At 37.9% G+C, this 14,196-nt stretch carries 10 protein-coding genes; 2 read left to right on the top strand and 8 right to left on the bottom strand.

Annotation, left to right across the window (positions count from 1 at the left end):
• Positions 1-1,084 precede the first annotated feature (1,084 nt).
• Positions 1,085-2,536 (top strand): S41 family peptidase, encoded by a 1,452-nt coding sequence (locus tag AC3WJF_RS22405; RefSeq protein WP_492456208.1) that lies wholly within the window; start codon positions 1,085-1,087, stop codon positions 2,534-2,536.
• Positions 2,537-2,959: 423 nt separating this feature from the next.
• On the top strand, positions 2,960-4,156 hold the full coding sequence (locus AC3WJF_RS22400; RefSeq protein ID WP_492456206.1) for a PDZ domain-containing protein: 1,197 nt from the start codon (positions 2,960-2,962) through the stop codon (positions 4,154-4,156).
• A gap of 449 nt (positions 4,157-4,605) precedes the next feature.
• Here AC3WJF_RS22400 and hemC read toward each other — a convergent pair whose 3' ends face one another.
• The 8 genes from hemC to AC3WJF_RS22360 form a co-directional block, all read right to left on the bottom strand.
• A complete protein-coding gene (hemC, locus tag AC3WJF_RS22395) occupies positions 4,606-5,589 on the bottom strand; it encodes a hydroxymethylbilane synthase (RefSeq protein ID WP_492456204.1) in 984 nt (327 codons plus the stop codon).
• A gap of 829 nt (positions 5,590-6,418) precedes the next feature.
• Positions 6,419-7,588 (bottom strand): MFS transporter, encoded by a 1,170-nt coding sequence (locus AC3WJF_RS22390; RefSeq protein ID WP_492456202.1) that lies wholly within the window; start codon positions 7,586-7,588, stop codon positions 6,419-6,421.
• A gap of 114 nt (positions 7,589-7,702) precedes the next feature.
• Positions 7,703-8,770 (bottom strand): LLM class flavin-dependent oxidoreductase, encoded by a 1,068-nt coding sequence (locus AC3WJF_RS22385; RefSeq protein ID WP_492456200.1) that lies wholly within the window; start codon positions 8,768-8,770, stop codon positions 7,703-7,705.
• A gap of 108 nt (positions 8,771-8,878) precedes the next feature.
• On the bottom strand, positions 8,879-9,163 hold the full coding sequence (locus AC3WJF_RS22380) for an ArsR/SmtB family transcription factor (protein ID WP_492456198.1): 285 nt from the start codon (positions 9,161-9,163) through the stop codon (positions 8,879-8,881).
• Between the two features lie 829 nt (positions 9,164-9,992).
• A complete protein-coding gene (locus AC3WJF_RS22375; RefSeq protein WP_492456196.1) occupies positions 9,993-10,634 on the bottom strand; it encodes a YcnI family copper-binding membrane protein in 642 nt (213 codons plus the stop codon).
• 71 nt (positions 10,635-10,705) lie between these two features.
• The gene (locus AC3WJF_RS22370; RefSeq protein WP_492456194.1) at positions 10,706-12,121 is read right to left on the bottom strand and encodes a sensor histidine kinase; all 1,416 of its coding nucleotides are present in this window, start codon (positions 12,119-12,121) and stop codon (positions 10,706-10,708) included.
• Between the two features lie 3 nt (positions 12,122-12,124).
• On the bottom strand, positions 12,125-12,799 hold the full coding sequence (locus AC3WJF_RS22365; RefSeq protein WP_492456192.1) for a response regulator transcription factor: 675 nt from the start codon (positions 12,797-12,799) through the stop codon (positions 12,125-12,127).
• A gap of 5 nt (positions 12,800-12,804) precedes the next feature.
• A complete protein-coding gene (locus AC3WJF_RS22360) occupies positions 12,805-13,743 on the bottom strand; it encodes a YncE family protein (protein WP_492456210.1) in 939 nt (312 codons plus the stop codon).
• Positions 13,744-14,196: the final 453 nt, after the last annotated feature.

The following is a 14,196-nucleotide window of genomic DNA, read 5'->3' as shown; positions in this document are numbered from 1 at the left end:
TTAGAAAGGCTCAAAAGGACAAGTGAGGGAAGAAAGGCAAGCAACTTGTCCTTTAGAAAGGGTCAAAAGGAAAAATGAGGGAAGAAAGGCATGCAACTTGTCCTTTAGAAAGGGTCAAAAGGACAAGTGAGGGGAGAAAGGCATGCAACTTGTCCTTTAGAAAGAGTTAAAAGGACAAGTGAAGGAAGAAAAGGGGGAATATGTCCTTTAGAGAGGCTTAAAAGGACAAGTGAAGGAAAGAAGGCAAGCAACCTGTCCTTTAGAGAGGCTCAAAAGGACAAGTGAGGGAAGAAAGGCAAGCAACCTGTCCTTTAGAAAGGGTCAAAAGGACAAGTGAGGGAAGAAAAGCATGCAACTTGTCCTTTAGAGAGGCTCAAAAGGACAAGAGAAGGAAGAAAGGCAAGCAACCTGTCCTTTAGAAAGGCTCAAAAGGACAAGTGAGGGAAGAAAGGCAAGCAACTTGTCCTTTAGAAAGGGTCAAAAGGAAAAATGCAGGACAAAAAAGTAAAAAAGAAACCCCGAACTGTCCTTCATCAAGCAAATGAAGGACAAAATGGTCAAAAGGAATCCATGAGTTGTCCTTCATCAACCCAATGAAGGACAAAAAGATTAAAAAGAAACCCCAACCTGTCCTTCATCAAGCAAATGAAGGACAAAACGGTCAAAAGGAATCCATGAGTTGTCCTTCATCAACCCGATGAAGGACAAAACGGTAAAAAGAATCCCCGAACTGTCCTTCATCAACCCAGTGAAGGACAAACTCGACTAAAAAGAATCTCCAAACTGCTCTTCATTACACAAAAAAAGAACAAATTACCTTAAATGACCCCAAGTATTACCTTCATCACCCTCTATTCCTCAAGTGAAAAGATTCCTCCCGTTTATTCTAATCAACCAAACATAAAAGGAATAATCATAACCTGTCCTCCTAAATCATATATTGAATTAGTAATGTTTTTCGTTCTTTGTGAATTATCCCGAAAAAATCTAGAACAATGCATAACTTTTGTGATATTTAGTCGAGCTCTTCTCCCACTAAATCTCACTTGAAAAGCTTTACTTATTCATGATGAGGGGGACTTCGATGAAACGTAGATGGTTAGCAGTCATTATTTCAGGATCATTAATTACTGGAGCAGGTGGTACATACACAGGGATGAAGTGGTATTATCACGATCTGGAGCAAAAAGTGGATAGTAGTGCAACACCCGTCCCCTTAAACGGACAACGTATTTTACCTGATTTGTCTAAAATTGCGCAAGCGTATGATCTTATCATGAAATCATATGTGAAAAAGGTTGATGAGAAGCAGCTTGTCGAAGGAGCTATTCAAGGCATGGTAAGCACATTAAATGATCCTTTTTCTGTCTATATGGATGCGAAAACGGCAAATCAATTCAATGAGACCTTGGATTCATCCTTTGAAGGAATCGGTGCGGAAGTGGCTCAAAAGGACGGAAAAATAGTCATTGTGGCTCCATATAAGGATTCACCTGCTGAAAAAGCAGGACTTCGGTCGAAGGATGTCATTGATAAAATTGACGGTGTTAGTACACATGGTTTAGACCTATCCGAAGCGACAATGAAAATTCGCGGGAAAAAGGGAACGACCGTAACACTTGAAATTCAGCGTGAGGGATCTAGTAATCCGTTAACATTTGAAGTAAAACGAGAAAGCATTCCGATTGAAACGGTATATTCTAATGTAAAAAAACAAGGAGACCAATTAATTGGATACCTGGAAATTACACAGTTTTCAAGGGATACAGCGAATGATTTTAATCAAAAGCTTAAACAACTAGAGTCACAAAATATTGAAGGGCTTATCATTGATGTTAGAGGAAATCCAGGTGGTTATTTATCTAGCGTAGAGGATATGTTGAAAGGACTGGTTCCGAACACGAAGCCTTATTTTCAAATCGAACAACGTAATGGCGAAAAACTACCTTATTATTCAAAATTGAAGCAGAAAAAAAATTATCCTATTGCAGTTCTGATCGATGAGGGTAGTGCATCGGCAGCAGAGATATTAGCGAGTTCATTAAATGAAGCAGATGGTTATGCATTAATTGGAGAAAAGACATTTGGTAAGGGCACTGTTCAACAAGCAATGCCATTGGGTGATGGCAGTTCTATAAAATTGACGATGTTTAAATGGCTAACACCAAATGGAAACTGGATTCACCAAAAAGGTATTCGACCAACTATCGAGATAAAACAACCAGAATATTTTTATGTGACGCCATTAACGTTGGAACATTCATTAAAGCTTAATGCGAATAATGAGCAAGTGAAGCTTGCTCAGCAAATTCTATCAGGATTAGGCTATGGTCCAGGACGTGAGGATGGGTATTTTGATTATCAAACCGAACGTGCTGTGAAGGCATTTCAAAATCAAGAGAAACTACCAGCAACAGGTGAAATTGACGATAAAACAGCGGAATCTTTAGATTCGGCCATCACACAAGCAAAAAAAGACGAGAAAAACGATCTTCAACTGCAGGTAGCTATAAAATATATAAGCAATCAAAATTAGGGAACGGGCATTAGCTTGCTCCTTTTTTTTGTAAATACAAACTGTTAGTCTACCTATTAGAACAAGCCTTTATGAGGATCGAATAGTAGCACAAAGAAAGTAAGCTGGCGCGCCGTTTTATACTAAACTACTAGCAATCACTCAAAACAGTTTTATATCACATTAAATTGTTGCTCGATTAGCTTGGAATGATTAGCAGCACAGAGAGAGTAGAGCGACTAACAGTTTCATATTAAGCCAATAGTACTTCCTCATGACTGATGCATAGGAGCTTGACTAACTTTTTCTTATTAGGACTAAAGCCATACCTCATGATAGTTAAATGAATTTAGTTTAAGAAATCCTTGAAATATTATAGGTTTTAGTATTTGTATCTGATAGAATAATAATAATAGATTCGCGGGATTAGGACGGTGAGTAATCTTGGCACAGGAATGGGGTTTAGAGTTACTGAAGGGTATCGGAGAATTTTTTATCAATCCTAGTTTATATTTTGCCATTATCGTTACTGTATTTATTGGTTTTTTACGTGTGAAAAGAGAACGGGCAGATTTCCATATTAGTGTTTATCCTCCGTTTCAGGAATTACGTTATCTTCTGTCAAAAGGATGGATAGCAGGTATTATATTATCGATAGCTTCTATCGCGAGCGGGTTCACTATAAGCTTTGGGATACTAGCAACCATTACGATTTCTTTTGCCTTTTTAGCTTTAATTGGTGGCTTCAGACTTATTTCTGCTGCTTTTACAATTAGTCTTGCATATATTGTTATTTATTTAACTAAGCATTTTGGTTTTCAAATACCTTGGCTAGGAACATACATCGAAAAAACCTCATCAGCAAGTTTATCAGGGGTTGTTATCCTAATAGGGCTGCTATTAATAGTTGAAGGGATACTAATGATTAGGAGCGGATATAAGGAAAGCTCCCCTAAGTATCGAAAAAGCCGCCGTGGGTTAACAGTCGGGGCATTTCAGACAAAAAGAATTTGGTTAATTCCAATGCTCTGCTTTTTGCCAGCTGGTCCATTAACTGCGCCATTCAGCTGGTGGCCGACATTTGACTGGGGTACGCATTCTTATTCTCTTATCCTTGTACCATTTATCATTGGCTTCCAACAACAGGTTCAAAGTACTTTACCACATATAGCTGTGAAAAAGCTTGGTAAACAAGTACTATGGATTGGAATCATGACGACTTGCCTTGCAGTAGGAGGAATGTGGTTCACTATTCTCTCCCTCGTAGGAACAGCATTTGCAATTTTATCAAGGGGATTGATCTCTTTTCGACATCGCTTACGTGAAGGGGCAAATCCATATTATTTTACCCAAAGAGAGAATGGACTTATTATTCTCACTGTTATACCGGGTTCTCCTGCTGAAAAGTTGAGCTTAATGACTGGGGAAGTGATTCACAAATGTAATGGACAATTAGTGAAAAACACAGACGAATTTTATCTTGCCTTACAAAAAAATCGTGCTTATTGCAAGCTAGAGGTTTTTGATACAAATAATGAAATTCGCTTTGTCCAAGGTGCACTATACGAAGGTGAACACCATGAATTAGGCATCATTACAGTAGAAGAAAAGAAAAAGTGGGGAGCTGGGGAAGCTTCTTAGATGTGATTTTTCATAATTAGTTAGAATTTATTCATAATAATTTAGAATAGTTTTTCACAATTAATTATCATGGTGAGTGTAAATTTTTATAAACGTCCAGAATAGTACCGAAATTTTACGGAAGGCTACTCGAAATTATCAGGAATCAAATTATTATCTTGAAATTAGAACTATATTGATGAGCGGTATTTAAAAGGAGGGATAATAAATCTCTTCTTTTTTATATAATGGTATTTTGATGGAAAGCTTAATTTGCTATGGAAAGTAAATCCATCTCATATTAGGAGAGATAATTGATGGTATGTCTTTTAATATCGATTGATTCTCATCAAGAACAAACTTTTACAAGTTTTTTGTTAAGAACATGTCAGGAAAATCATTATGAGAGCTTATCTTGGATTACAAAACAGCACCCGATTAGATGCCGGCTGCTGTCTTGGTATTTTGATCTATAGTTCCTCATTATCGTAACGGTGTGTCTCAGCCAAGATTTTCTCAGCACCCTTACCGATCAGTAATTTTGCTACATCTTCACCAAGATAAATAGGGGATTCCCCAGTATAGGTTTCTCTCAGTATAATTGATCCGTCCGGTTTTCCTACCATTCCCGTTAACGAAATATCATGTACACTATGTTCGGATGTTTCTGTAACTCTTTTAAGAGGTTGATTCAAAACTGCAAATGCACCAATTGGTACATGACATCCACCGTTCAATACTCCGAGAAATGCTCTCTCTGCTGTTACCTCCAACGCTGTTTGTGGATCATTATACAAGTTCAGTAATTTCCTTAACTCAGCATCACTTTCACGACATTCTATACCGAGAGCGCCTTGCCCGACAGCAGGCAAGAAGGTTTCTGGAGATAAAATTTCTGTAATGCGATTTTCCCAGCCCATCCTTTTAAGCCCCGCGACTGCTAAGATGATCGCGTCAAATTCACCATTGTCTAACTTACGAAGACGTGAGTCAATATTCCCCCGTATCGGCTCGATGATAAGATCAGGTCGTAGTGCCGCTAACTGGCTCGATCTCCGTAAACTGCTTGTACCTACACGTGCACCATACGGTAAATCTTTAAGTCCGGCGCCGTTCCTAGAAATCAGACAATCGCGTGGATCTTCACGTTTTGGAAAAGCACCATTAACAAGGCCACTAGGAAGCTCGAAGGGCATGTCCTTTAGACAATGCACCGCCATGTCGATTTCCTTGTCAAGCATTGCCTGTTCAATCTCTTTTACGAAAAGACCCTTACCCCCAACCTTAGACAAGGTTACATCTAAAATCAGGTCACCCTTGGTGACTATATTTTTTAACTCGAATGTAAAATTCATTCCGTTCGCTTGGCTAAGTAGTGTCAAATCGGAAATTACTTGTTCCGTTTGTGTCAACGCAAGTGCACTCTTTCTGCATCCAACCACAATTTTCCTCATTCATTTACTCCCTCTCTGGCCAACAATGTATGTGAAATTTGTCTGATTGTAAATTCCGATGGTGTAGTTTGTGTTTGATCAGACAATCGTTCCACTTTCCTTTTTCAAAGTGATGATTTGTTTCGAATTATCTCCTGAAACACTACATTTATATCATAACGAAAACTGTTAGTAAAGTTCGGTGTTCGTTAAAAAAGAAAGGACAGATTAGACCGCGTATGATACCCGGCTGGTTCAAAAATGAGAAAAGATCGTTTGGGTTGACGAAAGAAGCTTTTTATCCGCAGGCGCTTCGATCTTCCCGTTCATCCATTCAGAAAAAACGAATTGTTTTCCGGCGATGTCTCGAAGAATGTGCGTTTACTTTGTAGTTTGGAGGTTATTATGCAAGGAAAGCGCCATTCGCAAAAATAACAAGCCGAATGAGATTTGCCCATAACCCGCGTATTCGCGTAGTAGGAGGCACCGTCCATTTTGGCTTGTCGATATTTAGAGGATATCTTCCGCTAACATACTTTGATGCGGAAAAAATGTGTAAAGCGCAAGTATATGAAAAGGAGTTGAAGAGAAAAAGCCAATAATATCCCCGTAAGGTCAGCACTGCTACGGACTCTGTTGTGCGACGAAGTTGGTAAATTACTCAGGGGTTTGCTTTGAAGATTGTTCAAGACTTATTCACCGATTTCATGCTGCTTAAGTTGAGTAGTGATTGAATTTCTACAAAAATATCCTGGAGAGTTTCTCCTGGGATTCTCCAGGATACATCAACAGGCAAACATGCCTGCTATCAATAGATAATCTTTTCAACCTTGCGGATTACCGGGTATGCTCAATTTTTTTCCGCTATTGCAGATCTACGACGCATGGATAAAGAAAAAATAGCCGGAATGAGTCCAATTGCGACGCCAACTCCACCAAGCCAACCGACTGCTGTTAGAGAGATGTTTTCTACAACAATGCCCCCGATTACAGCCCCTACAGCCATGCCCAACTGCACGATAGAATTATTCAAACTAAGGATGATCCCCGAAGCCTGAGGAGCCATGCCAATTAAATAAACTTGTTGAACCGGCCCCGTCGACCAAGCGAAAAAGGACCATAACATAAGCAAAGGTAACACAAACATGGACGAATGGGAGAACGCCGTCAGTAAAAATAATATTCCAGAGTGGAAGATCAAGCCTCCAATCATCGAACGGGGGATACCCCATTTATCAACACCGAAGCCTCCAGCTTGGGAGCCAAGGAGACTGGCTAGCCCAAATACAAACAATCCGATGCTTACCATCCGTTCGCTCATTCCCGTAATGGTCAGAAGAAACGGCGTTATATAGGTGTACAGAATCATATATCCCAATATCCAGAAAAAACTGATGGAAAGCGTGACAGAGATTCTGGGATTTTTTAATAATGCGAGTTGTTCCCGAATAGGAACGGGAGCATCTCCTTCCGATTTCGGAATCGTAAGCAAAAGGACAAACATCGCGATCAAGCTGAGTACTCCGATTCCTGTGAAGATGATTCTCCAATCAAACGATCCCGCAATAATTCTCCCAAGGGGGACGCCTAAAATAAGCGCGAGGTTAAAGCCCAATAAAACCTTAGCGATAGCGCTGCCCTGTTTTCCCGGCTGAGATATCTTGGCTGCAACGGTCAAGGCGACAACCATAAATACCCCTGTGCTTATTGCCATAAGAATTCTTGCTCCAATCAGCATGCCGTAGCCTGTGGTTGTTACAGTGATCAAGTTCCCTACGAAAAACAATGCCAAAGCCGACAGCATAAGCTTTCTTCGGTCCATTTTTGCCGTGAGTGCAATAAGAATCGGAGTACCAATGGCATAAGCAAGCGAGTAGACCATAATCAGCTGTCCTGCCCCTGCTAACGACACTCCAACATCACTTGCAACCTTATCCAAAATGCCAGCAATTACGAATTCGGAAGTACCGACTAAAAAGCTTATAATAGCTAGAATATAAATTATCAATGATTTTCTCATTTGGTTCTCTCCCTTTAATTTTTATATTTCTAAATATATAGAAATCATGATTAAAAAAATAAGTTTTTCTTTTACAAATCAATTACTTGGCCCAATCAACGTTCGCCCGACGGTTTAAGCGTTATGTCCAGACTTCTGACGAGCGAGCTCTTTACGCACAATTGGTGCTACTTTTGTACCGAGGAGCTCAATCGTACGCAGCAAGTCGCGATGCGGCAACGAACTGAAATCGACGTACATCATGAATCGAGTCAAGCCTAGGTTCTTGTGCAACAGTACGATCTTCTCCGCGACATATTCGGGGTCTCCGACATAAAGAGCACCGTGAAAGCTTCGAGCTGTATCGTACGTGTCACGTGTATAAGGAGACCAGCCTCGTTCCCGTCCAATCTTGTTCATTTGAGAGGCAATGACTGAGTAATACCGTTCTGTAGCATCTTGTGTCGTATCAGAAATAAAGCCATGCGAATGCGTAGCAATTTGCAACTTATTCGGATCGTGACCTGCTTTCTCGGCGGCTTTCTTATATAACTCCACCAAGGGCGCAAATTTCTCCGGTGCCCCCCCAAGTATTGAGAAGGCAATCGGAAGTCCCAGCAAGCCGGCACGAATAGCCGATTCCGGGTTACCACCCGTGCCAATCCAGACAGGTAAAAGCTCCTGTTGTGCACGTGGATAGATGCCCATGCTGTTGATTGCAGGACGATGACCGCCGTGCCAGGTCACCTTTTCGAAATCGCGAATTTTCAACAACAGTTCCAGTTTCTCTTCAAACAATTCCTCATAATCTTTTAGGTCATAGCCGAATAGCGGAAACGATTCGATGAACGAACCCCGTCCGGCCATGATCTCTGCTCGTCCATTCGATAGACCATCTAGCGTTGCAAAGTCCTGGTATACCCGCACCGGATCATCCGAAGATAACACCGTCACTGCGCTAGATAGCCGGATCCTCCTCGTTGTAGCGGCAGCGGTGGCCAGAATGACGGCTGGCGACGAGCTTGTGTAATCCATTCGATGATGTTCCCCGATAGCATAGACGTCAAGGCCAACTTGATCTGCCAATTGAATCTCTTCTATCGCTTGACGAAGCCTTTTGGCGTGCGATACACCCCCATTTCCGGGATTTGCATGAAGAAATGTGCTCATTCCAATCTCCATCGTATTAATTTGACAGCTCATAGTTATTCTCTCCTTCTTTATGTTTATTAAAATAATGTTAAAATTCGTTCAAGCATATCTTTAACACTTCTGTATTTCTAAATCTATAGAACTGTTTTGTGAAAAAAATTACTCCAACAAATAAGGAGCATATTTTTCCGCCATTTCTCGATTGACGTTATAGTGAATGAACGATCCATTCTTACGAAAATCAATCAGGCCAGAGTCCGTTAATTGCTTCAGATGATGCGATAGTGTCGATCCTGCAACTGATTCAAGCTTTTCACCGATGGCGGTGAAACATAAATTAGTCTCTTTCACAAGCAGCAAAGCGATTTTCAGTCGGGTAGGTTCCCCCAAAGCTTTATACAATTTAACCGCTTGTTTCGTATCTTTTTGATCTTCTCCCACCATTATCACCTCCTAGTTTATTCTGCAATTCTATAACTGTCGAAATCAATAATACCACCATACCGTTCAAAAGTAAAGGGGGATTCAAAGAGCACTTCGTAACAACGAAGCGTACATCCAATAATAAATCTAGGTTACAGATGTTTCTAAAATGAAAGGACAAGCCGCCCGTTCATAATCACTCCAGGAAATAGAATCAAACCAGAATTGAATGCCGTCATCATCAACATGCTCTCCATAAAGATTGGAAGCATAATCGTACCTCGACAAACGAGAATATAGGATACCGGAACGCCCGCATATCCATGGCTAAGCAGTGGTTGCCACCAGATGAACTGTTCTAATGGAACACCAGCCGCTCCGATCATTCAGATGGCATCAGGCTCAACCATCAACCGTATTCATCAGCACTGATGAACCCAAAGACAATTCAGACGAAGCCATTCGTCGACAACACGATGGATAAGATGTCTACTCGCGGTTTGATAACTACCGAAACAATCTTCAGCACAGCGCCATGTAAATCCGTCAACAATCAAACCTACAAGATCGGACTGATCGCGGTGCGAACATGACTACAAGCAACAGCAGCAGCTAATTCCAATAGTATACTACGGTCTATATCAGATATTATTATAGAATATCATTCTATTTTTTTCCCTTTAAATGAATATTATCCATTTTCGATGGTTGTCGTTTAAATACCTCATTTTATAATCCCCAATAAACGGGTTAAGGATAAGAAGAAGAATAGTAATGATTTTCATAAATTCTTTTTATCCATATAAATCAAAGAAGCCAGCAAATATTGCTGACTTCTTTTTTAATCTTATTATTTTCTTCTAGCAAACGCAATAATGATAGAAAGAACGGATAATACTGCAGCTGCTATTGATAAATATAACGGTAATTTAGATGAATCTTCTTGTTTTGTTGCTTCTGTATGCTTTGTAGTTTCTGTGTTATTATGATGGTTATCTGATGCCATTGGCGCAGCTTGTGAAGTTGTAATTTGTGTAATTGAATGAGGTGTGTCTGATTTTTCATTACCTGTCCATTCTACTACACTACCATCTTTATAGTATTGATACGCATCCCAAGCAGCTTGACCTTCTTTGTCAGGATTTTTGGCTACAAAATTAAATTGTTGAAATTGCCCCGGTAAAATTCCTTCTCCCGTTGCTTCCCATGTGATAGTAGTTACTTTTCCAGATGAATCTTTTTCAGTTACTACTTTCCAACCAACGGCAGGTTGATATTGCTCTAATTCAAGACCATTAGGAATTTTTAATGTTATTTTTGTTGTAGGAATGTCTTTTTCAACAGGAATTTTTATCGTATATGTTTCCCATGCGCCTGGAGCGGAGATATTAGGTTTGACAATAACATGAGCGCTGGCAATTCCAGAAAATAAAAACATGGATGCAATAGCGGGTAAAAATATTTTAGATACCTTTTTCATTATTTTTTTCATTTGATAAAACTCCTTTTTAATGTTTTTTGTAAAAAAATAGATTGTTATTCAATCATGATAGTATTACTAGATCAAGCATCTATACTTTCATCACGATGACAAGGAATCTCAATAATGAATTCGGAACCGATTCCTTGCTGTGAGGTTGCATAAATATGACCTGAGTGTTTGATAATAATTTGTTTGCAAATGGAAAGCCCCAAACCTGTGCCACCGGTATTCCTGCCGCGAGACTTATCTACTCGATAAAATCGATCAAAGATGTGCTGAAGCTCCTCTTCCGGTATACCTGGACCGAAATCTTTAATACGAAGAAGGGAGATAGAATCTTTTCTAGTTAAAGTAATTTGGATTTCTGTATCATTACCGGAATAGTTTAAGGCATTATCAATTAAGTTCGAAATGACTTGCGCTAATCTATCCTCGTCACCTTCGATAATAATTTCTTCATTTAATTCAGCAGTTACTTTAACGTTTCTCTTCTTTAAAACTAAATCATATTTGTTCAGAACATCTAAAATTAATTGGGAGTACACAATTGGATACTTTTTCATCGGATAGGATTCGCCTTCTAATTGAGCTAAATCCAATAAATCATGGACTAATCGACTGAGTCTTTCCGTTTCACTTTTAATAATCAACAGCGACTTATTCATGTCTTTTGGATCTTTATACAACCCTTCCAAGAGTGTTTCTGTGTATCCTCCAATATAGGTAAGTGGTGTTCTTAATTCATGAGAAACATTTTGAAGAAACTGAATTCTATTTTCTTCGACTGCACTTAATGATTCCGCCATCGTATTTAAGGAATGTGCCAGTTGGCCAATTTCATCATTATTGGATATTGAAATTTTTTCGGAAAAATTGCCTTGGGCCATCTTTTTTGAGACATTTTCCATTTCTTTCAAAGGTTTTAATAAGTAATTAGTTGTCTTGTTTCCAATCCATATTAATAGTAGAGAAAAGAAAATAATGGTAATTAACATAAAGGTACGCAATGATTTAAAGGGCTCATAAATAGTATCGATTGGCGTATATAAAAATATGGAACCACTTAGTGTTTTCTTTTTAAATAAAGGAATTGCTACTGCTAAAATTTTCTCATTAAATTTTGGATGGTCTCTAATAATGGTAATTTTTTTACCAGACAATAATGTTTGTCTCTCTTTAAATGTAATGAGATTACTATCTTTAAAACCATCAATAGGGATTCCTGCGCTTAACTGCATAGGATCATCGGTAACGATTATTTTTATATGATTGCTTTTTTCTGACCATTTCACAAGTTTGTGAAATTCATTACTTTCTCCTAGCGAGTAATAAGAATCTTTCAGCAAGTTTCCTTGATTTTCTAATAAGGTAATTTGTTTTTCCAAATAATATTTTTCATACAAATAGTAAGTTAATATTCCAACTATCGTAATAGTAAGGACTGAAATAACAGAAATTGATATCCAAATTTTACTTTTAATCCGTAATTTCAGCATTTTTTATACCTCTAGCTTGTAGCCAGTTCCCCAAATCGTTTTGATATATTCTCCGGCAACTCCAAGCTTAATTCTCAAGGTTTTAATATGAGTGTCTATCGTTCTTAATGTTGCCAAGTTATCAAAACCCCAGATTTGTTGTAATAACTGTTCTCTCGAAAATACTTTCCCCTTATTCTTTACAAAAAATAATAATAAGCCATATTCTTTTCTTGTTAGTTGAATATGCTCGTCATTTACCATTACTTGCTGACCTTGCGTATTAATGGTTATTTCCTTTACATGAAGGACATGAGAAGATTTATTAAAATTATTTATTCTTCTAAATATCGCTTCCATGCGTACAACTAATTCTTTTGGGCTAAAAGGCTTAATGAGATAATCATCTGCGCCAATCTTAATACCATGAATTCTATCACTTTCATTGCTTTTTGCCGTTAACATGATAATGGGAACATTAGAGATGGAGCGAATCATTTCACAAACCCTAAATCCATCTACACCTGGCATCATAATATCTAAAATTACTAGGTCAAATGTGAAAGCTGAAAACAATGAAAGAGCTTCTTCACCATTGTTCGCGGTTACTACATCGAAACCTTCCCGTTCAAGATAGGAGGTTAGCAATAGAAGCATTTGATCTTCATCATCGGCTATTAAAATTTTATATTGCTTCACATTACTCACCTCAAATAGATAATATACGGCCCATTTTCTATCGGGATTTGTTTCTTTAAAGTAAATGATTGCTGGTCAATAATAGAGAGTTTGTTGCCATCTAAACTAGTGACATAAATATTATCTTTATCCCCATTAATATAATATGGATTTTCACTTACATTTATTGGCTTGCTTACAGAATCATCTTTTAGATTAATTTGGTAAACTTCATCCGATCCATGACAGATCACATTCAAAAACTTGCTAGCCGGCTGATGGTAAAAACCAACAGGCATTAAGCCAACTTTCACTTTCTTTATTTCTTTACCTGTTGAAGGATTATATAGGAGCAAATCATTGTTTAATTTTCCATAAGATCCATGGGCAGCTACCCAAATATTTGCACCATCAAAAAATATTGCCGATGGTCTATCAATTATTTTATAGGTGTGCAACACTTTATGGTCTGCAATATGAATGGTCGAAATAGTTGAGCTCTTATAGTTTGCAACATATAATAATTCTTTTTGCATATCAACTGCAATTGATATTGGAGAATTTCCAACAGGTACTTTATGGGTAATGGTATTTTTTTTAGTGTCATAGTAATAAATTTGATTTTTTTCGGCATCTGCTAGAAAACACAGATGTAAATCAGGAACAGATACAATCGTAGAAATTCCTTTACCAAGATCACTTACCTTAGTTATTTTGCCAGTTTCCATATTGAGTATAAACAAGCCATCTTTATTTAGTTTTGTAAATAAAACTTGATTATCATTCAATCTCCCTGCTGCTTTAAAAACAAAATCAATATTTTTAGATTCTATTATTTTATTTGTTTTCACATCAAAAAAAGAAATTTGTGGTTTCTTAAAATGAGTGATAAGCAATAGATTTTTGTTTTGAGGTATGTCTAATTGATTTTGGCAACCTCCCAATAGGATACTAGTTGCAAGCATCAACAAGAAGATCTTATCCTTGCTAAGGAAAAGGAATTTCATACGGTCATCCGTCCTTAAAAAAATTTGCTTACTACGAACTCTTTTTTTGAGCATAATTTGCGTGTCCCTATATGTAACATGTGAAAAACTATATTTCAGCCACGAACACCTTTGTAATAGAATATACCCCATAACTTTTATATTTACCATTAATCATTTCACGATTCACTTCATCAACTCGATCCCACTATGTAGTAATAATTTATCCCTTGTTCAGCTTAATACAAAAATATGAAATAAGTGTGAAATAAAATAATCTATTTTAGGAACTCTAGATTTTTTAATAAAAAAGTTACTCATGATAAACAATAAAAAAAGCTTGAAACCTTGAGATTTAGTTTTAACAATAGCAAAGTTTTACAACAAGGAGTACGAATATGTATCATTCTAAGCGAAAGATTGCCTTCATGT

It is taken from the genome of Heyndrickxia sp. FW510-T9, from assembly GCF_058781025.1.
This window is presented reverse-complemented; position numbering and strand designations above follow the sequence as displayed.